General features: G+C 31.1%; 21 protein-coding genes. All 21 read right to left on the bottom strand.

The window, feature by feature from the left end; translation table 11 throughout:
* Positions 1-2 precede the first annotated feature (2 nt).
* Positions 3-893 carry a GTPase Era gene (gene era, locus BR69_RS0115400; RefSeq protein ID WP_027633983.1) on the bottom strand — a complete coding sequence of 297 codons (891 nt, stop codon included), beginning with the start codon at positions 891-893 and terminating at the stop codon, positions 3-5.
* Positions 894-903: 10 nt separating this feature from the next.
* Complete coding sequence (locus BR69_RS0115395) at positions 904-1,305, bottom strand: cytidine deaminase (RefSeq protein WP_027633982.1); 402 nt, start codon at positions 1,303-1,305, stop codon at positions 904-906.
* A 349-nt stretch (positions 1,306-1,654) separates the two neighbouring features.
* Positions 1,655-2,353, bottom strand: a complete 699-nt coding sequence (locus tag BR69_RS0115390) for a diacylglycerol kinase (RefSeq protein ID WP_027633981.1) — start codon at positions 2,351-2,353, stop codon at positions 1,655-1,657.
* A 288-nt stretch (positions 2,354-2,641) separates the two neighbouring features.
* The gene (gene ybeY, locus BR69_RS0115385) at positions 2,642-3,142 is read right to left on the bottom strand and encodes an rRNA maturation RNase YbeY (RefSeq protein WP_027633980.1); all 501 of its coding nucleotides are present in this window, start codon (positions 3,140-3,142) and stop codon (positions 2,642-2,644) included.
* A gap of 2 nt (positions 3,143-3,144) precedes the next feature.
* The gene (locus tag BR69_RS0115380; protein WP_084315561.1) at positions 3,145-5,136 is read right to left on the bottom strand and encodes an HD family phosphohydrolase; all 1,992 of its coding nucleotides are present in this window, start codon (positions 5,134-5,136) and stop codon (positions 3,145-3,147) included.
* An 89-nt stretch (positions 5,137-5,225) separates the two neighbouring features.
* Entirely contained in the window at positions 5,226-6,368 is a 1,143-nt protein-coding gene (gene yqfD / locus BR69_RS0115375) for a sporulation protein YqfD (RefSeq protein ID WP_027633978.1), read from the bottom strand.
* Positions 6,355-6,645, bottom strand: a complete 291-nt coding sequence (yqfC, locus tag BR69_RS0115370) for a sporulation protein YqfC (RefSeq protein WP_027633977.1) — start codon at positions 6,643-6,645, stop codon at positions 6,355-6,357. Before yqfC ends, yqfD begins: the two co-directional genes overlap by 14 nt.
* A gap of 488 nt (positions 6,646-7,133) precedes the next feature.
* Entirely contained in the window at positions 7,134-7,310 is a 177-nt protein-coding gene (gene rpsU / locus BR69_RS0115360) for a 30S ribosomal protein S21 (protein ID WP_021801013.1), read from the bottom strand.
* A gap of 129 nt (positions 7,311-7,439) precedes the next feature.
* Positions 7,440-7,784 (bottom strand): histidine triad nucleotide-binding protein, encoded by a 345-nt coding sequence (locus tag BR69_RS0115355; RefSeq protein WP_027633976.1) that lies wholly within the window; start codon positions 7,782-7,784, stop codon positions 7,440-7,442.
* 403 nt (positions 7,785-8,187) lie between these two features.
* Positions 8,188-9,492 (bottom strand): tRNA (N(6)-L-threonylcarbamoyladenosine(37)-C(2))-methylthiotransferase MtaB, encoded by a 1,305-nt coding sequence (mtaB, locus tag BR69_RS0115350; protein WP_027633975.1) that lies wholly within the window; start codon positions 9,490-9,492, stop codon positions 8,188-8,190.
* On the bottom strand, positions 9,492-10,241 hold the full coding sequence (locus tag BR69_RS0115345) for a 16S rRNA (uracil(1498)-N(3))-methyltransferase (protein WP_027633974.1): 750 nt from the start codon (positions 10,239-10,241) through the stop codon (positions 9,492-9,494). Before BR69_RS0115345 ends, mtaB begins: the two co-directional genes overlap by 1 nt.
* 18 nt (positions 10,242-10,259) lie before the next feature.
* Positions 10,260-11,201, bottom strand: a complete 942-nt coding sequence (gene prmA, locus BR69_RS0115340) for a 50S ribosomal protein L11 methyltransferase (RefSeq protein ID WP_027633973.1) — start codon at positions 11,199-11,201, stop codon at positions 10,260-10,262.
* A gap of 128 nt (positions 11,202-11,329) precedes the next feature.
* Positions 11,330-12,445 (bottom strand): molecular chaperone DnaJ, encoded by a 1,116-nt coding sequence (gene dnaJ, locus BR69_RS0115335; protein ID WP_027633972.1) that lies wholly within the window; start codon positions 12,443-12,445, stop codon positions 11,330-11,332.
* Positions 12,446-12,515: 70 nt separating this feature from the next.
* Complete coding sequence (gene dnaK, locus BR69_RS0115330; protein WP_027633971.1) at positions 12,516-14,372, bottom strand: molecular chaperone DnaK; 1,857 nt, start codon at positions 14,370-14,372, stop codon at positions 12,516-12,518.
* 26 nt (positions 14,373-14,398) lie between these two features.
* A complete protein-coding gene (gene grpE, locus BR69_RS0115325) occupies positions 14,399-14,980 on the bottom strand; it encodes a nucleotide exchange factor GrpE (RefSeq protein WP_027633970.1) in 582 nt (193 codons plus the stop codon).
* Positions 14,981-14,996: 16 nt separating this feature from the next.
* A complete protein-coding gene (gene hrcA / locus BR69_RS0115320) occupies positions 14,997-16,028 on the bottom strand; it encodes a heat-inducible transcriptional repressor HrcA (RefSeq protein ID WP_027633969.1) in 1,032 nt (343 codons plus the stop codon).
* A gap of 652 nt (positions 16,029-16,680) precedes the next feature.
* Positions 16,681-17,808, bottom strand: a complete 1,128-nt coding sequence (gene hemW, locus BR69_RS0115315; RefSeq protein ID WP_027633968.1) for a radical SAM family heme chaperone HemW — start codon at positions 17,806-17,808, stop codon at positions 16,681-16,683.
* 23 nt (positions 17,809-17,831) lie between these two features.
* Entirely contained in the window at positions 17,832-19,640 is a 1,809-nt protein-coding gene (gene lepA, locus BR69_RS0115310) for a translation elongation factor 4 (protein ID WP_027633967.1), read from the bottom strand.
* 192 nt (positions 19,641-19,832) lie between these two features.
* Positions 19,833-20,144, bottom strand: coding sequence for a hypothetical protein (locus BR69_RS0115305; protein ID WP_027633966.1), 312 nt, complete (start codon positions 20,142-20,144; stop codon positions 19,833-19,835).
* A gap of 153 nt (positions 20,145-20,297) precedes the next feature.
* Positions 20,298-21,344, bottom strand: a complete 1,047-nt coding sequence (locus BR69_RS0115300) for a stage II sporulation protein P (RefSeq protein WP_027633965.1) — start codon at positions 21,342-21,344, stop codon at positions 20,298-20,300.
* Between the two features lie 95 nt (positions 21,345-21,439).
* The gene (locus BR69_RS20680; protein WP_051623641.1) at positions 21,440-22,474 is read right to left on the bottom strand and encodes a stage II sporulation protein P; all 1,035 of its coding nucleotides are present in this window, start codon (positions 22,472-22,474) and stop codon (positions 21,440-21,442) included.
* Between the last annotated feature and the right edge of the window lie 41 nt (positions 22,475-22,515).

Genomic DNA, 22,515 nt, shown 5'->3' with positions numbered 1-22,515 from the left:
CTTTACTTTTTCATTTTATAGCCTAGTTCCTTAAGAAGCATTGAGTTATCTCTCCACTCTTTTCTAACCTTTACCCATATTTTTAAGTTAACCTTAGCATTTAAGAATTTTTCAATATCTTTTCTTGAATACTCCCCAATCTTTCTAAGGGTCTGACCATTCTTTCCTATTATTATTCCTTTGTGGGAATCTTTTTCACAAAGCATATCAACTTCTATGTGATAAGTTCCATTTTGGCTTTTCTTCATCTGTATTATATCCACAGCTATTCCATGAGGAACTTCTTCTGAAAGAAGTCTTAAAGCCTTTTCCCTAACTGTCTCAGATATAACAAATCTTTCTTGAACATCTGTTATCATTTCCTTTGGATAATACTGTGGTCCCTCTGGTAGTTCTTTTTTCATAAGATCTATTAGAGTATCTACATTTTTACCTTTTAAGGCTGATATAGGTACTATCTCTTTAAATGAGAAGAATTCTCCATACTCCTTTAAGTTTTCTGCTACTCTTTCTATGGTATTTTCATCTATTTTATTAAGGACAAGGTATACTGGTACCTTAGCATCTCTTAATTGATTTAATATTATTTCATCTCCCTTACTTATACCCTCACTTGGGTTTGTAAGGAATAATACTAAATCAACTTCCTTTAAGGCATCTGTAGCTACCTTTACCATATATTCACCTAGCTTATGTCTTGGTTTATGAAGGCCTGGTGTGTCAACAAAGACTATTTGAAAGTCATCTCCTGTTAATACCGTTTGTATATTATTTCTTGTAGTTTGAGGTCTTGATGAAACAATTGATAGTTTCTCCCCCATAATGTAATTTAATAATGTAGATTTTCCTACATTAGGTCTTCCTATTATCGTTACGAATCCTGATTTAAACATTCATTTCCTCCTAAAGTTCTAAGTCTTTTTTACTAAAGCTTCCTGGTAAAATCTCATCTAAAGTCTTTTTTATATATTCATTTTTATTTTTAATGATTATTATTGGAATTTCTGGTCCTTCCGCAAATTCTACTATTACTTGCCTACATATTCCACAAGGATAGGTATAAGAATTTACATCTCCAATTACAGCCACAGCCTTTACCGTAGTTTTCCCTTCAGATATAGCTTTAAATATAGCTGTTCTTTCAGCACAATTAGTGGCACCAAATGAGGCATTTTCTATATTGCATCCTGTATATATACTACCATCTTCCATCATGACTGCAGCTCCTACCTTAAATTTTGAATAAGGAGCATATGCTAATTCTCTTACTTCAATGGCTTTTTCTATTAGTACATCATAATTCATAAAATATACCTCCCTAATTTTATATCTTGTATATAAAATTATAGCACTATTTATATGTATTTCAATAAAAAGTGAATGTCATAACCCTTATTAAAACTAATTTATATAAAACATTACCTTATTAGGCTATAACTTAATTTCATTTATACTATACTGCTATTATAAATATATTTATTTTATCTATTATACTTTAATTTATCCTATGGATTGTAAAATAAACATATGCTGCATAACTTAAGTACTACTCTTGTCTAAGATAAACTATATAGTAAGTATTTCTAAGATTCACTCTTATATTTAAGTATTAGTTTATAAGGAGTAATAAAATGATGACGTTAATAAATATTTTCTAAGATAGCAATTTAAATATAAGAAGGGTTAATAATATTCCAAATATAGAACCACATATAACCTCTAATATAGAATGCACCTCTGAGTCCACCCTACTTTGTGCTACTATTACGGCTAATAAAAATGCTAACATTATAACCACTGGTTCTTGACTTATAAGTGCCACCATGGTAGCCAATGAAAAAGCTATAGCACTATGTCCGCTTGGCATACCACCCTTTAAGGGAGTTCCTTCTCCATATATTGCTTTAAAGACCAAGGTGGCAACACAAACTATAACAAGCACAATTAAAATCATATAAGGTTCTGATTGCTTTATTTTAGTTACTGTGGTAAATACTATTTCTGTTATCTTATCCCAAAATATAATGTATCCTACAAACAATGCATTAATAGCTGTTAATAGTACAGCTCCTGCCGCCACATTTTTAGCTATTTTAGCTAAAGGGTGATAAAAATTAGTAGTTGCATCTACTGCTGCTTCAATAGCCGTGTTTATAAGTTCTGCTCCAATAACCATGGTTATTGTTATGCATATTATTAAAAGCTCTACCTTAGAAAGTTCATAAAAGAAACATATTGTCAAGACAAGCAATGTTGCCATCATATGTATTTTCATATTCCTTTGAGTTCTTATTGTATATATTATTCCTTCTATAGCATGATTAAAAGAATCTACTAACTTTTTTATGCTCATATAATTCACCCCACAATAATTTATCATTCTACTTATAGCTAATATCGGTCCTAATTCTTAAAAAACAATAGTATTTTTCTCTTATTATTTTAGGATAAAATAATTATATTATAGATATTTCAAAATATCTCTTAATATAATTATACACAATAACTATACACTTCTAAACATATATAAGATATCTATTAAACTTTATTTTTTAATTTAATATCTCCATAATAAAAAAGCCCTACTGGGCTTTTTTATTACTAATGAATTTTAACTAGTTACTTTATTAAAAATAATTTCTTACCTAGCCATATCTAGCTTTTTAAGTATTTCTTCTTCCTGAAATCTCATCTTAGACTTTTCTATTTCATTCATATGGTCGTATCCTAAAAGATGAAGTACTGAATGAACAACTAAATATGAACACTCCCTTTCAAAAGAATGGCCATACTCAAACCTTTGTTCTTCTGCTCTTTCAAGAGATAGGACTATATCTCCAAGAACTAAGTTTTCCCCATCCAAGTCTTCTGGAGAAAATTCATGGTCTAAGTATACCTCCTTAAAAACCTTATCTTTAGGATAAAATAACTGTGGAAAAGATAACACATCTGTGGCTTTATCTATTCCTCTTTGCTCTCTATTTATCTCTCTAATTGCTTCATTATCTACAAACAACAGTGATATTTCATAGGGAATATCACCAATTTCCTCTTTTAAAGCAAAATCTATGGTTTTTAAAATACTACTTTCAAATTCATTATCTATGTTCATTAAATCTTGTTCATTTTCAAAATATATCATTTTTATTCTCCCTTATTTTGCTTCTTGCTTTCTGATGGATACTCTATTCTCCTATGATATATACCATTTAATGTATTTAAGAAGGCCTTTCTTATTTTATCTAAATCCTTTAAGGTTAAATCACAATGATCAAGCTGACCATCATTTAATTTATCCTTTATTATGTTGTTTACCATTTCTTCTATTTTACCTTGGGTTGGATCCTTTATAGATCTTACTGCTGCCTCTACACCATCAGCTAACATTACTATACCAGCTTCCTTAGTCTGAGGTATGGGACCTGGGTATCTAAAGTCCGCTTCCTTAATCTCTTCTGGATTCTCCGAATTATTCTTTGCCATATAATAAAAATATTTAACTAAAGTTGTACCATGATGTTGTACAATTATATCCTGTATAACTTTAGGAAGATTATGTTCCTTTGCCATCTCAAGACCATCCTTAACATGAGAGGTTATTATAAGTGTACTTAAATTAGGAGTAATTTTATCATGTGGGTTTTCCCTATTAATTTGATTCTCCTTAAAGAAGTATGGTCTTTTTGTTTTACCTACATCATGATAATAAGCTGCTATCCTAACAAGGACTGGATTTCCTCCTACCTGCTCTGCTGCCACCTCTGCAAGGTTTGCAACTAGTATACTGTGATGATATGTTCCTGGAGTTTCCATAAGTATTTTTTTAAGTAATGGATTGTTAGGATTAGATAGTTCTAATAATTTAACCACAGTTACTATATCAAAGGTACTTTCAAAGAAAGGTAAAAATCCAATAGTGAGCACTGCTGATATTAAACTTGCTATTCCTGTAAACCCTGATTTTTTAACTACTTCCAATACGTTGTTAGAAAGAAGTATTCCCATAGTAAAGGTAAGAATCATATTCACTACAGCTATATAAAGTGAGGAATAAAGGATATCATTTCTTTGCTGCATCTTTTTTATTAATATGGCCCCTAATACCCCATTAAGTATTGCAATAAGCGTTATTTCAACGTTAAAATCTACTACACTGCTTATAAGTATAGAATTTAGAACACTTAATGTTAAAGATACCTTATAATTTAAAAGCAATGTTAATAGCATTGGTGCACATGCAATAGGTATTAAGTATGGTGATATTATACTTAAGGTTCTTGCAAGAGCCAAGGATGCTAAATTTACTATACTAATTAGAATAAGTTTACTTGTATCATTAAATGTATCATTAAAATACTTATATAAGTAATACCATTGTATAAACTGAATTAAGGCTATAAACACACCTAGACCTATATAGATATAAAAATCAAGTCCACTATCATTTAAAAGTCCTAAATCCTTTAATATATCTATTTGTGCTTCTGTTACAGGCTCTCCTTCTTTTACTATTATCTGATTTTTTTGTATCATTACAGGCTGTACATTTTTAACAGCTTGCTTTCTAAGTTCCTCTGTCTTTTCCTTATCAAAGAAAAAGTTTGGCTTTAATTGATAGTTTATTATATTAAAGACAATTTCTCTTATTCCCTTTGAATACTTACTTGTAGAGAGCTTGTTAGATACAAAGTCTTGAGCCTTTTTAAGATCCTCTTTATTTCCTTCGGTTATGGTTCCATCATAAACTTGATTCCCTATGTCTAAAACAATATTCTCAAGCTTTTTTATATCTTCTAAAGATAGTTTCAATAATGCCACTATTTCCTCATCATTTATATATATATCATTAATTCCTCTTAAAGCAGCAACCTTCTCAGCTTCTTCCTTCTGAAGTTCTTTTGTAGATATTAGCTTTGAGAAGAAGTCTCTTAAATTATCCATGGCACTTTTCTTGACTTCAGGTTTTTGTGTGTATTGATTTGTCACTTCTTTTTCTGCCTGCTTTATCTTATCTTGGGTTGCTCTATTATCAATAACTTCCTTTGATGCCTTTATATTTACTTTTGCTATTTCTCCTGGGCTTAAGGAATATTTCTTTGTTACCAAAGAGGTCATTATAAGTACATAGGAAACCATAAAAGTAAATAGAAATATTAATATTCTATTATATACTCTATATCCCTTAATTTTTCCTTTTATCTTCAAGATTATCACCCTCTTTTAACTTAATTAGTGGGTTTCTCTGCTATATTTTGTTCTACAACAAAAACAACTTTTATAGTTAGTTTATTATCTTCTCTAGACTTATTTATAATTTTATCTAATACCTTAGAGCTTTTATCTAAATTCTTTTTTATATTTTCTTCCATTTCATTACTTTTCTTATATACTACCTCTTCTTCACTAAGCTCAAAGGTATTCTCCTTAATCTCATAGTAATAAGTTTTATTTAATATAGTCCCACTCTCTTCTATTTTATCATATTTTTTAAATTTATCCTCCCCTTTTTTCAGATAAAGTTTCTTTCCAAATAACTGAATATATATACTTTCACTTGCATTTCCTGTTTTTTCTCTTTTTACGCCTTTTAAAACAACTTCCTCCTCATCCTCATAAAATGTTTTTGCAATTACATCACCTTCTGCATCAGTCTCATAGGTACTTCCCTCTTTCCCCTGTATGCCTTTTATTAGTACATCTCCTGCCTTTACCATATCTCCTTTTTTAACTAAAGATGTGCCACTAGTTGTATATACCCTTAAAACTTCTCCATCCATTTTTGCTACCATATCTCCACTAACTTTTTCTTCTTCTTCTGATCCTTTAGGTGGGTTCTGCCTCTCTTCTATTACGACTTTAAAATGAGATCCTTCAAACCTAGCCCTTGCCCACATTATCCTTGAGTCAAGCTCCATTAATCTTTTTTCTAGATCATATACATTTATTTTACTCTTAAGAATACCTGGTTTAATATTTTCTAAGGATAAATGCTGCCTTACCTCGTAAGGTGATACATACTTATCCGTTTCTATGTCTATGTCCCAAACAAATAAAGAATATCCATATATAAGTACTAAAAATATTATACCTCCAATAAATAAAGAGAATTTGTTTCTCACCATAACAATATAGCTTATAAGACCCTTAGTCTTTAATATTTTTACTTTCACCTTATGACTTTTTGATAATTTTTTCATTTTTGAATAATCTAAAGGATCCAAATCCATTACCCAATGGGCTTTAGATAATCTAGTTGCATTTTTCACCTTTACCCCTTCATTCCAAAGAAGGTTTATAAATTTTTCGGGAGAAAGACTCTGAACTTCTATAGTTATAACGCCTTTTTTTATAAAATCAAACCTTGTCATAGCCTTCATACACCACTGATTTAAATCTTCCCTTTAAAGTTAAGGTATTTCCTCCCATAAAAACTATCTCAAAATCTTTTCCCTCTATGGCAATAATCCCCATCTTAGAATTAAGTTTTATAATCCCTTCTTCAAATTTTATGATTCCTTTATGATTTTCTATGGTTATTTCTTTATTGGAAGTTATTATTATCCTTGGAAGATCTAAAATTACATCACTTGGGATCTCTAACGTCTCTGCTATATGCTCTTTAGCCTTTCTTATTTTTCCTTCCATACTCTCACCCCTAAAAATATTTTCATATTAATTTATGAAAACTTTCCTAAATTAATGACTAAAATATAAAAGGGTATAAGGTGAACCTTAGCTTACATATTTTTTTACTATATTAGAATTCTATCTAAATCTAACTAAAGATTTTAAAGTTGTTATATTAAATTTTTATTCATAGCAAGTTAGAAAAATTATAAAACATAATTTATAATCTTAAAAATAAACAAAGAAAAAAGAACCCACTATGGTGAGTTCTTTTATTTATTATTCAAATATTCTATTTATCGAACTTACAAAATATCACTATAATTATAGTACTAAAAACAGCGATATATTTTTCCCATATCACTTATGCTATTAGCACCCACTTAACAAGCTGCTTTTTCTTAGTTATGGTAATTATAAGTTCTCCTAGATTTAACTGCTGGGGAAGGTAAGTTTTTAACACTTTATTAATTGGCATAGCTTTACCTTCTTCTATAAAGAAGTTCTTACTTGAACTTTCTCTTTCTAGCAGCTTCTGATTTTTTCTTTCTCTTTACACTTGGCTTTTCGTAGTGTTCTCTCTTCCTGACCTCTGAAAGAACTCCAGCTCTAGCGCATTTTCTCTTGAATCTTCTTAATGCACTTTCTAATGTTTCATTTTCTCCAACTCTTATCTCTGACATTTACTATCCCTCCCTCCGCTAGCTCAATTTCTATATCTATAAAAATTGCAGCTTGTGGGCTCTCAATAGCACACACCTAATTATATAACAGTAAATTGCGTGCTGTCAAGAATTTCATTATATTATTTTTTAACCTGGTGGCCATGTTAGATTTCTACCACCTAACACATGGAAATGAATATGACCTACTGTTTGACCTCCATGGTCACCACAATTATTAACTATTCTGTATCCACTTTCCTTTATTCCTTGCTCTTCTGCTATTTTATTAACAACAGTAAATATGTGTGCTACTATATGTGAATTTTTTTCATTTATTTCATTAGCACTTTGTATATGTTCCTTAGGTATAACAAGAATGTGAACCGGAGCTTCTGGATTTATGTCCTTAAAAGCTAACACCTTATCATCTTCATAAATCTTTGAACACGGAATCTCCCCACCTACTATTTTACAAAATATACAGTTTTCCATTTGATTTCACCCCCTTTACAAACTTTAAATACAAAATATATAATCATTTTCAGTTTATATATTAATCTATAATAGTTTTTCACCATAAATTTTATAATATTCTTCTATAATTTTAATAACTGTCCTCTCTATGATAAATACAAAAGTTAAAATATACCATATAAGTTTCTAGGCTTTTCTTTATTATTAAAATACTTATATAGGGTTTAAATATAAATTATTAACTTATTCATTGAAATCATATTTGATTTATACTGCTTTAGGTAGATTTATAATTTAACTTTAAAACTTAAAATCCTATATATAATTTTAAGCTTTCCACTTAATTTATCCATACCTCCCTTACTTAAAATCATAGATTTTAAGCTTTGTATAAAATAAATTTCAAGTTAAAACTCCTATATTATATTAATTCTCCAATTAATATTTCATTCCTGCTATCTTTTATTTTAACCTTTAGTATTTTTCCAACTATTGAGGAATTTTCAAAAGGCACCTCTACTCTAACATAGTTTCTTGTATAACCTGAATAAAATCCTTTTTCCTTTGTTTCTTCTTCAAATAAAACTTCTGTTTTTTCCCCTAGAAATTTTTCCATAAAGTTTTTTTCATTTTTACTATTTAAGTCAATTAATGCCTTACTTCTTTCTTCTTTAACATTTCCATCTACTTGATTACCCATAGTAGCAGCACGAGTTCCTTTTCTAGGACTAAACTTAAATATATGAGTCTTAGAAAGCTTTATTCTCTCTAAAAATTCATAGGTTTCCTTAAATTCTTCCTCTGTTTCTCCTGGGAATCCTACAATAACATCTGTTGTTATTGAAGCATCTAAAAAGGCTTCACGAAGCATATTTACTATGTCCTCATATTCACTTGCCTTATATCTTCTATTCATTCTTTTTAAGGTTTCATCACTTCCACTTTGAAGGGAAAGATGAAAATGAGGACAAAGCTTTTTAAGCTTTACTATTCTATTTTTAACATCCTCTGTGAAGAAGTTAGGATCTATGGATCCTATTCTTACCCTTTCTATACCTTCTATTTTCTCTATTCTTTCTAAAACATCCACAAGGGTTATATTTCCATATAAATCCACTCCATAGGATGCTGTATGTATTCCTGAAAGTATAACTTCCTTAAATCCATGTTCTGCTAACTTTTTAACCTCTTCTTCTATTTTATCTGGATTCTTACTACAAACCCCACCTCTTGCATAAGGAATTAAACAGTAACTACAAAATCTATTACATCCATCCTGTACCTTTAAAAATGCCCTTGTCTTATCTTTAAACTCTTCAATATTAAGGTCCTCAAAAACATTATTTTTCATTATATTATCCGCAACTTGAACTATTTGTACTTTCTCATCTAAGGCTCTATTTACCCAGTATACAACCTCTCCCTTATTCCTAGTTCCAAGAACTACATCTACCCCCTCAATAGAACTCACTTCCTTTGGGGCTATCTGGGAGTAGCAACCAACAACAGCTATTATAGCATCTTCATTAAGCCTTCTAGCTCTTCCTATAACTTGTCTTGATTTTTTATCTCCCATATTGGTAACAGTACATGTATTTATTACATAAACATCTGCCACTTCTGAGAAATCTACAACTTCATAACCTTCTCTTATAAATTTCTCCGTCATTGCTTCTGATTCATATACATTTACTCTACACCCTAAAGTTGAAAATGCCACCTTCATTAAATTATCCCTCCTAAATCTGAAAACTCATATTGTATAAGCGATGTACATACAAGACCCGCTGTTTCTGTTCTTAATATTCTTGGGCCTAAGGTTACAATATGAGCATTTATACTCTTAAGAGCTTCTATTTCTTCTTCTTCAAAACCACCTTCTGGTCCTATCACTATTCCTATATCACAAACCCCATCCTGTGGTACATTTTTAACCAACTGCTTAATTCCCTGACCAGTAGCATTTTCATAAGGAACTACTACTAAATCCATGTTCTCTAACTCATTTAACATTTCTTTAAACTCTAAAGGTTCTAATACTTCTGGCACCCTTGCTCTTTTACATTGCTTACATGCCTCTAAGGCAATTCTCTGAAGCCTCTCTAGTTTTTTAAATTCACCTTTAAGCTTAACATCTACTCTAGAAGTTATTATTGGAACAAAATTATTTACTCCTAGTTCTGTTCCCTTCTGTACTATTAGATCCATCTTAGCTGCCTTTGGCATTCCTTGAAATAAAGTAATATTAACTTTACTTTCACTATTTATTTCATTTTTCTTTATGATTTTTACAATAACCTTTTCTTTAGTTACTTCTTCAATTTCTCCAAGATATTCTTCTGAAAGTCCATTATTTATAATTACCTGGTCCCCCTCTTTTAATCTTAGGACCTTATATATATGCTTAACATCATCTCCAACTATAGTGGCATAAATCTCATCTACTAATTCACTGGTTGTAAAAAATTTATGCATAAATACTTCTCCCTTTTTCTACTTTATTTTACCTATTATACAGTTCCATTCTCCATCTTTATTAATTTCAACTACTTCAAATCCAGACTCCTCAAGTTTATTTATAACCATTTCACATCTATCATGAATAATCCCTGAGGTTATAAACAATCCACCTTTATTCAATACCTTTTTAACATCATCCACTAATATACATATAACTTCTGCAATTATATTAGCCACTACTAAATCAGCCTTACCCTCTACTACATCTAAAAGGTTTCCTTCAAGAATTTCTATATTATCTAACTTATTAAATTCTACATTTTCTTTTGCAGATTCCACAGCCACTGGATCAAGATCTACTCCCAATGCATTTTTAGCTCCAAGCTTTGCTGCAGCTATAGCAAGAATTCCTGACCCTGTACCAATGTCAAACACCACTGTATCTTCCTTTATGTACTTTTCAAGAGCTTCTATGCACATTCTTGTAGTCTCATGAGTTCCTGTTCCAAAAGCCATTCCAGGATCAAGGTCTATAACTATATCTTCTTTACTCTCTTTATATTCCTCCCATATAGGCTTAATCACTATATTTTTTCCGATTTTTGTTGGCTTATAATACTTTTTCCAATTATTTGCCCAATCTTCCTCATTAACCTTTTGGTACTCTAAGGTTCCTTCTCCTATATCTATACCCATACTTCTTATTTCTTCAAGCTTTTCTTTTATATATTCCATGATTTCGTCTATATTCTCTTCAACAGAGAAATATCCCTTTACCATAGCTGCCTTTCCTTTATGCTCTAATATATTTATATCTGCAAAATCCCATGTTAATGGTCCTTTTTCAGTTTCTAAGAAGTCATTAGGATCTTCTATAGCAACCCCCTTAACATCTAATCCATAAAAAATCCCTTGTATTATCTCTAAAGCCTCTGATTTAGTAATAATTTTTACTTCTATCCAAGTACCTTTCATGCTATCAATCCTTCCAAATTTATTTTAATCCATAGAATATACTTAATATATTTTACCTTCTCTATATAATTATGTCTATATAGAGTAAAGCTTAGTCTCTTAAATTAAAAGACTAAGCCTCTAGTTCATTAAAGCTTTTTTTTCAATTTTTCAAAAAGGCCTTCTTTTTCCTTAGGTGTATCTCCACTAGCCTCAAGGAACATATTTAATGCCTCTCTTTGTTTCTCATTTAAGTTTTTAGGTACTTCTACCACAACATTGACATATTGATCTCCTCTACCACTTGAGTTTATCCTAGGAACACCTTTACCCTTAAGTCTAAAGATTGTTCCTGGTTGAGTTCCTTGTGGTACATCATAAGTCACATCTCCATCTACTGTTGGAACCTTTATCTCAGTACCAAGGGCTGCCTTTGCCATAGATATATGTGTATCCATATAAATATCAAATCCCTTTCTCTTAAAGGTCTTATGAGGCTTAACATTTATACCTACATATAAATCCCCTGGAGGACCTCCTTGAGTTCCCTGGTTTCCTTGTCCTCTTAAAGGCATAACATTACCTGTATCTACTCCTGCTGGAATATTTATTGTTATAGTCCTTTGCTTTCTTTCCTTACCAGTTCCATGGCATGTTCCACATGGGTTTAATATTATCTTTCCTTTTCCTCCACATTTATCACAAGTTGATACTGTGGCAAAAGCTCCAAGAGGAGTTTGTCTTTGGACTCTTACTTGCCCACTTCCTCCACACTTATTACAAGTAGTTGGAGAACTTCCAGCTTTAGCCCCACTTCCATTACAAGTACTACAATTCTCACTTCTTGATATTGATACTTCTTTTTTAGCTCCGAAAACTGCCTCTTCAAAGGTTAAGGTCACATTATATTCAAGGTCTTCTCCACGTTCTGGTCCACCTTTTTTCCTTCTACCTCCACCAAAGCCTCCAAAGATATCTCCAAAGATATCTCCAAGGTCAAAATCCATGCCACCAAATCCTGCTCCTCCGAATCCTGATCCATCAAAGTCTGCTGTTCCAAACTGGTCATACCTTGCCTTCTTTTCTGGGTCACTTAAAACTTGGTAAGCTTCGTTAATCTCTTTAAATGTTTCTTCCGCTTCCTTGTTTCCTTGATTCTTATCAGGATGGTATTTAATAGCTAATTTCCTAAATGCTTTTTTTATCTCATCATCACTAGCACCTTTTTCAAGTCCCAGCACTTCATAAAAATCTTTTTTAGCCATAACTTCACCACCTACACTTTAAATTAGGGGAAGACTAAGCCTTCCCCTATTTAATATATTATGAATTTAATTATTTGTCATCTACTTTAAAATCAGCATCTACAACATTGTCTCCCTTTGGACCTTCTTCAGTTCCTTGAGATCCTCCCATGTTGTTTGGATCAAAGCCTTCTGCTCCAGCTTGTGCTCCACCTGCTGCTTCATACATCTTTGAAGATATTGCATAGAATTCTTGAGTTAACTCTTCTGTAGCCTTTTTAATAGCTTCTAAGTCTTCTCCATCCTTAATCTTCTTAAGCTCTTCTACCTTAGCTTCGATTTTAGCCTTATCTTCTGCTGATACCTTATCTCCAAGTTCTCCTAAAGTCTTTTCAGTTTGATATACTAATTGATCTGCGTTATTTTTAATTTCTATAGACTCTTTTCTCTTTTTATCTTCTTCAGCGTACATTTCAGCTTCTCTAACAGCCTTATCTACTTCATCATCAGAAAGGTTAGTTGAAGCTGTTATTGTTATGTTAGCCTCTTTTCCTGTTCCCTTATCCTTAGCAGAAACATTAACTAATCCATTAGCATCAATATCAAAAGTAACTTCTATTTGAGGAATTCCTCTTGGTGCTGGTGCTATTCCAGATAAAGTGAATCTTCCTAGAGTCTTATTATCTCCAGCCATTTGTCTCTCACCTTGAACAACGTGAATTTCAACAGATGTTTGACCATCAGCTGCTGTTGAGAACACTTGGCTCTTTCTAGTTGGCACTGTTGTATTTCTCTCTATTAATGGAGTTGCAACGCCTCCTAAAGTTTCTATTCCAAGAGTTAATGGAGTAACATCTAGAAGTAATACATCCTTAACATCTCCAGTTAATACTCCTGCTTGTATCGCAGCACCTACTGCAACACATTCATCTGGGTTTACTCCCTTTGAAGGTTCTTTTCCAGTAAAGTTCTTAACTGCCTCTTGAACTGCTGGTATTCTTGTAGATCCTCCAACAAGTACTATCTTATCTATATCACTCATAGAAAGACTTGAATCAGCTAAAGCCTTTTTCATAGGCTCTATAGTTCTTTGAACTAAATCATGAGTAAGTTCATTGAACTTAGCTCTTGTTAAGTTAAGATCTATATGCTTTGGACCTGTAGCATCAGCTGTTATAAATGGTAAGTTTATATTTGTTTGAGTTGAAGATGAAAGCTCTATCTTAGCTTTTTCTGCTGCTTCTTTTAATCTTTGAAGAGCCATCTTATCATTTCTTAAATCTATACCATTTTCTGCTTTAAAAGTTTCTGCTATATAATCTATAACCTTTTGGTCAAAGTCATCTCCACCTAAAGATGTATCTCCATTTGTAGCCTTAACTTCAAATACTCCATCTCCAAGTTCTAGTATTGATACGTCAAAAGTACCACCACCTAGGTCATAAACAAAGATCTTTTGAGTAGTATCTGTTTTATCTATTCCATAAGCTAAAGATGCTGCTGTTGGCTCATTTATTATTCTTAAAACTTCAAGACCTGCTATTTTACCAGCGTCTTTAGTCGCTTGTCTTTCGCTATCATTAAAGTAAGCTGGTACTGTTATAACAGCTTGAGTTACAGATTCTCCAAGATAAGCTTCAGCATCTGCCTTTATCTTTTGAAGTACCATAGCTGATATTTCTTGAGGAGTATAATCCTTCCCATCTATATTAACCTTATGGTTAGTTCCCATATGTCTCTTTATAGACATTATTGTCTTATCAGGATTAGTTATCGCTTGTCTTTTCGCCACTTGGCCTACTAATCTTTCTCCGTTAGCTTGGAAAGAAACTACTGAAGGAGTAGTTCTAGCACCCTCTGAGTTTGTTATAACTACCGGTTCTCCCCCTTCCATAACTGCCACGCAAGAGTTAGTTGTTCCTAAATCAATTCCTATTACTTTTCCCATAATTTTTACCTCCTTAAATTCCTTTATTAGTTGGCCACTTTAACCATACTATATCTTAATACTTTATCGCCTCTTTTATATCCCTTTTGAAATGTCTCAACAATTGAGTTCTTTCCAAAGGCTTCATCCTCAACATGCATAACTGCATTGTGTAATACTGGGTCAAACTCTCCCTTAGTATCTATTTCTTCTACATTTAATTTATTAAATGCATCATCAAAGGCCTTTAATGTCATCTCAACACCCTTTTTAATATCCTCAGCGCTGCCTTCAATTTCAACAGCTCTTTCTAAGTTATCTATAACTGGTAGTATGTTCTTTAAAACATCCTCACAAGCATCTGTGTAGATTCCTTCTTTTTCTTTTGCTGTTCTTTTTCTAAAGTTTTCATATTCTGCATTAGTTCTAAGTAATTTATCTTTTAAAGCCTCTATTTCATTTGCAAGCTTTTTGTTTTCATCTTCTAAAGATTTTATAGAACTCTTTACCTTTAACTCATTGTCCTCTTCACAATTTTTTTCTTCTGTTTCTTCTATTTCTTCATTTTTCAGATTTTCATTATCCTTTAATTCTTCTTGTGTTTCAGACTTTTTATCCATATTCTCCATGGTTACACTCCTTCTCCTAATAATCGCTATATTGCCTTAAGCTATCATTAAGCTCTTTCATTACCTTTGCCATTATGGACATTATCTTAGAATAAGGAATTCTAGTTGGTCCTATGAGACCAATAGTCCCTAAAGATGTCTCCCCTATATTATAGGACGCAGATATTATACTACAATCTTTAGCTTCTTTAATATAATTTTCTCCACCTATTTTTAAGGTTAGCTCCCCTTCTGTATTTATAAGATTCTTTACTAAGTCTTTATTAGAAAGTAATGATAAAAATTCCTTTGCCTTATCTATATCATTAAACTCCTGATAATCAAATATATTAGCAGTACCCTCAGTATAAACTTCAAGATTTTCAGTTTCCCTCAATGTATCATATATTGAGGGTATTATAGCATTAAATATATCATCATATCCCCTTAAATCTTTTTTTAGATTGTTTATAACCTCAAGATTAATTTCTTCTATGGTTAAATCCTTAATTCTATAATTCAAGGCATTAGATATTTTAACTAGCACATCAGCATTTGGTACACTATGGGTTCTTATTAAATTATTTTTTATAATCCCACCATCTGTAACCATAACCACCAATATAGTATTACTATCTATAGATAAAAGCTGCAAAGACTTAATCCGACTCTTATTAACTGAAGGATTTTTAAGAATGCAAGTTAGATGGGTAAGCTCTGAAAGAACTCCCACTGCTTGTTTTAGAATTTTATCAACTTCACCTAAGGCTACATCTATTAAATATCCTTTTATTCTAAGCTCTTCTTCTAAACTTAAAGCTTCCTTAGGCATTAGTTTATCTACGTAAAGCCTATACCCTTTGTCTGAAGGCTTCCTTCCTGAAGAGGTATGAAGCTGTTCTAGATATCCCATATCCTCAAGATCTGCCATTTCATTTCTTATAGTCGCTGAGCTTATACCTAAGTCATACTTCTTTGCTATGGTTCTTGAACCTACTGGCTCACCATTACCTATATAATCATTTATTATAGCGTGAAGAATTCTTATTTTTCTTTCATCCATTTCCATGGTATCACCTCATTTATTAGCACTCATATGTGTCGAGTGCTAATGACTATGAATTAAAAATAACATTTCACCTTTTTTTTGTCAATGGTCCTTAACCTTTATAAGGATAAATATATCTTTTATTAATATTATTATATGACTATAGCTCTATTTTTCTTTATCTTACTACTATTTTCTTTATAAAACTTTTTTACTATTCCTACAAATAAATATTTCCCTCTAAAATTATTTATTCAAATACCTATATTTTAAGGGAATAAAAACCTGTATCTATTAAGTATTCTCTTGTCTTATATTTTCAAGTTTCATTCCTATCTTTATTAAAAAGTATTAAATATAAACTACAAGTTATATAATCTACTCCATAAAGTTTATTATATAACTTGTATTAAGCAAATCTAAATTAAGGCTTATAATTATTTAATATAATACTTACTTCCTGATATATTTATACACTTTAATAGCATTCAATCTATTTTAGCAATATATAAAGGCTAAGTTTCCGCCTTTATATATTGCTCTAATTAAACTTTTTTAATCTTCTACAAATTAATTTTACTATATTATTTTTACTAGACTTAAATAAAATTAATTTCAAATTTTTTTATTCCTTCTAACCATTAAGAGTTATTTTCTAGTTTAAATATAATAATTAAGATAATATAAAATCACTCATAATTACATTAGAAACTTCTATACCTTTATAACTTAAATAGATTCTTCCTTTTTCCTCTATTAAAAGACCTTGACTCTTATACTTATCTATTAATTTTCCATAAACACTATAAATATCATTTTCAAATCTTTTATTAAAATCATCTATGGATATCCCATCTATTTTTCTAAGACCCATAAACATAAACTCTTCCATATTATCCTCAAGAGAGTTTTCTATTACCTCTTCAAAGGAATATGACTTTTCATTTACTTCATCTATATACTTTTCTATGCTACATTGATTTCTATATCTTTTACCATTTATATAAGAGCTACTGGATGAACCAACTCCTATATACTCCTTAAGGTCCCAATAAACAATATTATGTTTGCACTCTCTATTTGTCTTAGAAAAATTTGATATCTCATATTGAGTATATCCCTTTTCCCCTAAAGTATCTAAAGTCATATTATACATTGTTCTTTCTTCTTCTTCCGTTGGGAGTCTAAGTATTCCCTTTTCATAATATCTCTTAAAAGGTGTTCCCTCTTCTATTATAAGACTATAGGCTGATATATGTTCTGGTTCTAAGGAACTTATTTCCTTTAAACTTTCTTCCCAATCTTTTATGGTTTGATTTGGAAGTCCAAACATTAAATCAACATTTATATTGTTGAACCCTGCATTTCTGGCCTTATAAAAATTTTCTTTAAATTCATTAAAAGTATGAATTCTTCCTATATCTTTCAAATGGTTATTCTGAACTGCTTGGAGTCCTATAGATATTCTATTAACTCCTATATCCTTTAAGGCCTTAAGCTTTTCTTCTGTTAAAGTCCCTGGATTAGCTTCCACTGTAAATTCTAAGTCCTCTGCTGTATTAAGACCACTTATAATGTTCCCAAGCTCTAATATTCCTTCTAAATGCAAATAGGTGGGAGTCCCCCCACCTACAAATATAGTCTTGATTTTTACATCTTTAACTCTATTATTAACTTCTTTTCTAAGAGCTTTTAAATATTCATCCATTAAATCTTCTTTTCCAGCAAAGGAGGGAAAGTCACAATACCAACATTTTTGTTTACAGAATGGTATGTGAATATATAATGAAACCTCTTTCATATTATCCTCCTATTAAACTGTTATTAATCAACTTTAAGAACAGACATAAATGCTTCTTGAGGAACTTCTACAGAACCTACCTGTCTCATTCTCTTCTTACCTTCTTTTTGCTTTTCTAATAATTTTTTCTTTCTTGATATATCTCCACCATAACATTTAGCTAAAACATCTTTTCTCATAGCTTTAACTGTTTCTCTAGCTATTATTTTAGCTCCAACAGCTGCTTGTATCGGAATCTCAAATAATTGTCTTGGTATAATTTCTTTAAGCTTTTCAGCTATACCACGTCCCCTATGATAAGCTCTTTCTTCTGGAACTATCATAGATAATGCATCTACTACATCTCCATTTAAAAGTATATCAAGTTTTACAAGCTTAGTCTGAGTATATCCCTTTAATTCATAGTCTAAAGACGCATAACCCTTAGTTCTAGATTTTAAGGCATCGAAGAAATCATAAACTATCTCATTTAAAGGTATATCATAATTTATAACTACCCTTGTAGTCTCTATATATTGCATATCTATAAATATTCCCCTCTTTGTTTGACAAAGATCCATTATAGCTCCAACATAGTCTGTAGGGCTTATTATAGATGCCTTAACCATAGGCTCTTCCATATAATCAATTTCAGTCATAGGTGGAAGATTAGTTGGGTTTGTGATTTCTAACATTTCTCCATCAGTCTTTATTACCTTATATATAACAGAAGGAGCTGTTGTTATAATATCTAAATTAAACTCTCTTTCAATTCTCTCTTGAATTATTTCCATATGTAACAGTCCAAGGAATCCACATCTAAAACCAAAACCTAGAGCCAAAGATGTTTCTGGTTCAAATTGAAGAGCCGCATCATTTATCTGAAGTTTTTCAAGGGCTTCTTTAAGCTCCTCATATTTCGCTCCATCTACTGGGTAAATACCGCTGTAAACCATAGGTATAGCTGGTCTATAACCTGGCAATGCTTTTTCTGTACTTCTTTGTGCCTCTGTTATAGTGTCTCCCACTCTAGCATCAGCTACATTTTTTATTGAAGCAGTTAAATATCCAACCTCTCCTGGTCCTAAAGCTTCTATTGGCATAAAACCTGGGGTAAACACTCCCACCTCATTAACTTCATAAACTTTATTAGTTGCCATTAGCTTTATTTTAGTTCCTGGCTTTACTGTACCTTCCATAACTCTCATATAACTTACAACACCCTTGTAGCTATCATAATAAGAGTCAAAGATTAATGCCTTTAAAGGAGCCTCTGGGTCTCCATCTGGATAAGGTACCTTTTCAACCACAGCCTCTAATACATCTTCTATATTAAGACCTGATTTTGCTGAAACTAAAGGAGCATCTTGTGCTTCTATCCCTATAACATCCTCTATTTCTTGCTTTATCTCCTCTGGTCTTGCAGAAGGTAAATCTATTTTATTTATAACTGGTACTATCTCTAAATCATTGTCTAAAGCTAAATAGCAGTTAGCTAAGGTTTGAGCTTGTATTCCTTGAGTTGCATCCACCACAAGTACAGCTCCCTCACATGCTGCAAGACTTCTAGATACCTCATAGTTAAAATCTACGTGTCCTGGGGTGTCTATAAGATTTAATATGTATTCTTTTCCATCAGATGGTCTATTATATATTAATCTTACCGCTTGAGCCTTTATAGTTATTCCTCTTTCACGTTCAAGATCCATATTGTCAAGAACTTGAGCATCCATTTCTCTCTTAGTTAATGTTCCGGTTTTCTCTATTAATCTATCAGCAAGTGTAGACTTACCATGGTCAATATGTGCTACTATTGAGAAATTTCTTATACGTTTTTGTCTATCATTTATCATAATAACCTGTTCCCTTGAACAGAATTCACCCCCATGTCATACTGAATCACAATAAATTATACCACAAGGTCCTGTGTAAATGTCAATATTAAGCCTTAATACTTATATACTATTAATTTTTCACCATTATTTTTCATTTAATCTTAATTTCTTATTTATACTTAAGCTTAGATAGTATATTAATTACTTAACCTATTTAAAGTTAAATTTTTCAGCTACATAACTTTTAAAATCACTAAGTGGTTTTTTTGAAAAAACTATATCATAATTGGGGATAGATACTTTAAGCCCTTCTTTTTCATCATTAGAAGATTTTACGGGCGCCTTATCCTCCCTAATTTTAATTATGGTTTTATTATCACCTAAAAGTATTTCATTATTCTTATTTTCTCCTAAACTAAACTTCTCTGTACATTTAATATTTACACTAAAAAAACCATATATAAATATTGATGCACAGAATATAAATAATATTTTATATTTAAACTTACCTGAAAATTTCATAACACATCTCCTAATAAACTATTTTTCTATAATACTAACCAAATTAATAAAAAAATAAACCAGAGTTTAATCCTATAAAAAGTCTTAACTCTGGTTTTATTATTTAACATTTTTCTTTTAATTAACTTCAATTCCCTGCTACTTACTATTTCTTTATTTTTTATTAATACTCTCCGCTATTATTCTTGCTAGATATTTAACTGATGCCTTTGCTTCTTCTATAGTTGATGCATCTGATCCTAATTCTATAAGTATAGATTTTGAACTCTTATCTTGGTTAAAATTATTCTGCCCTCTATTATATGAAAATACCCCTCTTGAAAACCCCGGATATAATTTATTACTAGTTTCAACCATTTCATTTACCAGCTTCATATTTTCATCAAGGTTTTTTCTATCTTTAGAAATTACAAACATAATTTTAGCCACATTTTCTCCATTTATATTGGTAGTTATAGAAGATTTTTTAGGGCCTGAATCCCTATGTAAATCTAGTATAACCTTAAAATCATTCTCCTTATTTAAGTACCCTTCTAAGGTCTTTGCAGAACTTTTATAAGATGTATTATAATTCTTAATATGAATACTATTATCATGAACTACTGATATACCATAGGTTTCTTCTAAAATTCTACTTAATTCATTACCTACAATTGATATACTATTAGCCGGTCCTCCTGGGGAAAAATCCTCATTATTATGGGTATGATATATTAAAACCTCTGGCTTGCTTTTATTAAGAGTCTTCTTTAAGTCCTTATTTTCTGCCGAAGCTTCCTTATCTTTATTTGTTTTACTATTATTATCTTCTCCCTGCTCTCCCTGAGATACACTGCTATCTGGAAGTTTAAATGGATTTAAGGATATCATATTCCCTCCACTTCCATTATCATTTAAAGCTATTAATGGAAGCTCCTTCTCTAAAATAGATAAAGGTTCATATATGTTTACTCCTAATATACCCATTATATATTTTTTAAAATCATAGTGATGTTCTGTAACTCCATCATCTTCACTTAGCTCTATTATTGGCATTGAATATCTTAATACTTCTCCATAGAATATATTTCCCTGTATCCCTTTTAATACACTACTCTTTAAAAAATTAAATGAAGCTATAAAGGTAATTACAGTAAAAAGTATAAAAATTAAAAACTTACCTGCTAGGTTATTCCCCTCTCCTTTTCTGCTGTATTGCACTTTCCATCCCCCCTATAAGGTATTATATTAATAGGGGGATAAAAATATTACTTAGGTAATTTTGGTACTTAACCATGTTGTACCTATATCTATAATTATTTTTTATTAATAGTTTCAGCTATTATTCTTCCTAAATATTTAGTTGATGCCTTTGCTTCATCTATGGTAGATACCTCCGACCCTATTTCTATAAGTACAACTTTTGAGCTCTTATCCTGATTATAATTGTTTTTTCCCCTATTAACCTCTCGCACTCCTTTAGTGAATCCTGGATATAATTTATTACTAGTTTCAACCATTTCATTTACCAACTTCATATTTTCATCAAGGTTTTTCCTAGCCTTAGATATAACAAACATAATCTTAGCTACATTTTCTCCATTTATATTAGTGGTTATAGAAGCTTTACTAGGTCCTCCATCCCTATGAAGGTCTATTATAAGCTTCAAATCCTTGTGTTTATCTAAGTATCCCTCTAAGGTCTTAACCGAACTTTTATAAGCCGCATTATAATCCTTAATATGAACAGTTGTATCATGAATTACTGATATGCCATAGGTTTCCTCCAAGGTTTTTTTTAATTCATTTCCAACTGTTGTTATCCCATTTACTGGTCCCCCAGGTGAAAAGTCCTCATTATTATGAGTATTATATATTAAAACCTCTGGCTCACCTTTATCAAGAGTCTTCTTTAAATCTTTATTATTCTCTAAGGACTCCTTATCCTTATCCCCTTGGGTTTTTTCCTCTTCCCCCTGAGATATACTACTCTCTGAAATATTAAAAGGGGTTAAAGAAATTAAACTCCCCTCTCCCCCCGTATTATTTAATGCTGTCAGGGGAAGTTCCTTTTCTAGAATAGTTAAGGGCTCATATATATTGACTCCTAATATCTTCATCATATATTTCTTTAAGTTATAATGATCTTCTATCTCCCCCTCTTCACTTCCTCCCATTAAGGGCATTGAATACTTTAACATTTCTCCATAGACTATATTTCCCTGTACTCCATTTAAAAGATTACCTTTTAAAAAATTAAATAGGGCTATAAACATAACTATGGTTAAAAATATATAAATTAGAAACCTTATTTTTAGGTTATTATCTGCTCTTTTCTTAGTGTAATACAACCTCCATCTCCCCCTATAGGGTATTATATTACTATAAAAAT

The sequence above is a fragment of the Clostridium hydrogeniformans DSM 21757 genome, from assembly GCF_000686705.1.
Lineage (GTDB): Bacteria > Bacillota > Clostridia > Clostridiales > Clostridiaceae > Clostridium_Z > Clostridium_Z hydrogeniformans.
Note: the sequence above shows the minus strand (reverse complement) of the source record. Positions and strands in the feature narration are given on the sequence as shown.

Bases quoted from the DNA above. Each gene is read 5' to 3' on its own strand.
- era (WP_027633983.1), bottom strand. From the start codon at position 893: ATGTTTAAATCAGGATTCGTAACGATAATAGGAAGACCTAATGTAGGA.
- BR69_RS0115395 (WP_027633982.1), bottom strand. From the start codon at position 1,305: ATGAATTATGATGTACTAATAGAAAAAGCCATTGAAGTAAGAGAATTA.
- BR69_RS0115390 (WP_027633981.1), bottom strand. From the start codon at position 2,353: ATGAGCATAAAAAAGTTAGTAGATTCTTTTAATCATGCTATAGAAGGA.
- ybeY (WP_027633980.1), bottom strand. From the start codon at position 3,142: ATGATATATTTTGAAAATGAACAAGATTTAATGAACATAGATAATGAA.
- BR69_RS0115380 (WP_084315561.1), bottom strand. From the start codon at position 5,136: ATGGTTTCCTATGTACTTATAATGACCTCTTTGGTAACAAAGAAATAT.
- yqfD (WP_027633978.1), bottom strand. From the start codon at position 6,368: ATGACAAGGTTTGATTTTATAAAAAAAGGCGTTATAACTATAGAAGTT.
- yqfC (WP_027633977.1), bottom strand. From the start codon at position 6,645: ATGGAAGGAAAAATAAGAAAGGCTAAAGAGCATATAGCAGAGACGTTA.
- rpsU (WP_021801013.1), bottom strand. From the start codon at position 7,310: ATGTCAGAGATAAGAGTTGGAGAAAATGAAACATTAGAAAGTGCATTA.
- BR69_RS0115355 (WP_027633976.1), bottom strand. From the start codon at position 7,784: ATGGAAAACTGTATATTTTGTAAAATAGTAGGTGGGGAGATTCCGTGT.
- mtaB (WP_027633975.1), bottom strand. From the start codon at position 9,492: ATGAAGGTGGCATTTTCAACTTTAGGGTGTAGAGTAAATGTATATGAA.
- BR69_RS0115345 (WP_027633974.1), bottom strand. From the start codon at position 10,241: ATGCATAAATTTTTTACAACCAGTGAATTAGTAGATGAGATTTATGCC.
- prmA (WP_027633973.1), bottom strand. From the start codon at position 11,201: ATGAAAGGTACTTGGATAGAAGTAAAAATTATTACTAAATCAGAGGCT.
- dnaJ (WP_027633972.1), bottom strand. From the start codon at position 12,445: ATGGCTAAAAAAGATTTTTATGAAGTGCTGGGACTTGAAAAAGGTGCT.
- dnaK (WP_027633971.1), bottom strand. From the start codon at position 14,372: ATGGGAAAAGTAATAGGAATTGATTTAGGAACAACTAACTCTTGCGTG.
- grpE (WP_027633970.1), bottom strand. From the start codon at position 14,980: ATGGAGAATATGGATAAAAAGTCTGAAACACAAGAAGAATTAAAGGAT.
- hrcA (WP_027633969.1), bottom strand. From the start codon at position 16,028: ATGGAAATGGATGAAAGAAAAATAAGAATTCTTCACGCTATAATAAAT.
- hemW (WP_027633968.1), bottom strand. From the start codon at position 17,808: ATGAAAGAGGTTTCATTATATATTCACATACCATTCTGTAAACAAAAA.
- lepA (WP_027633967.1), bottom strand. From the start codon at position 19,640: ATGATAAATGATAGACAAAAACGTATAAGAAATTTCTCAATAGTAGCA.
- BR69_RS0115305 (WP_027633966.1), bottom strand. From the start codon at position 20,144: ATGAAATTTTCAGGTAAGTTTAAATATAAAATATTATTTATATTCTGT.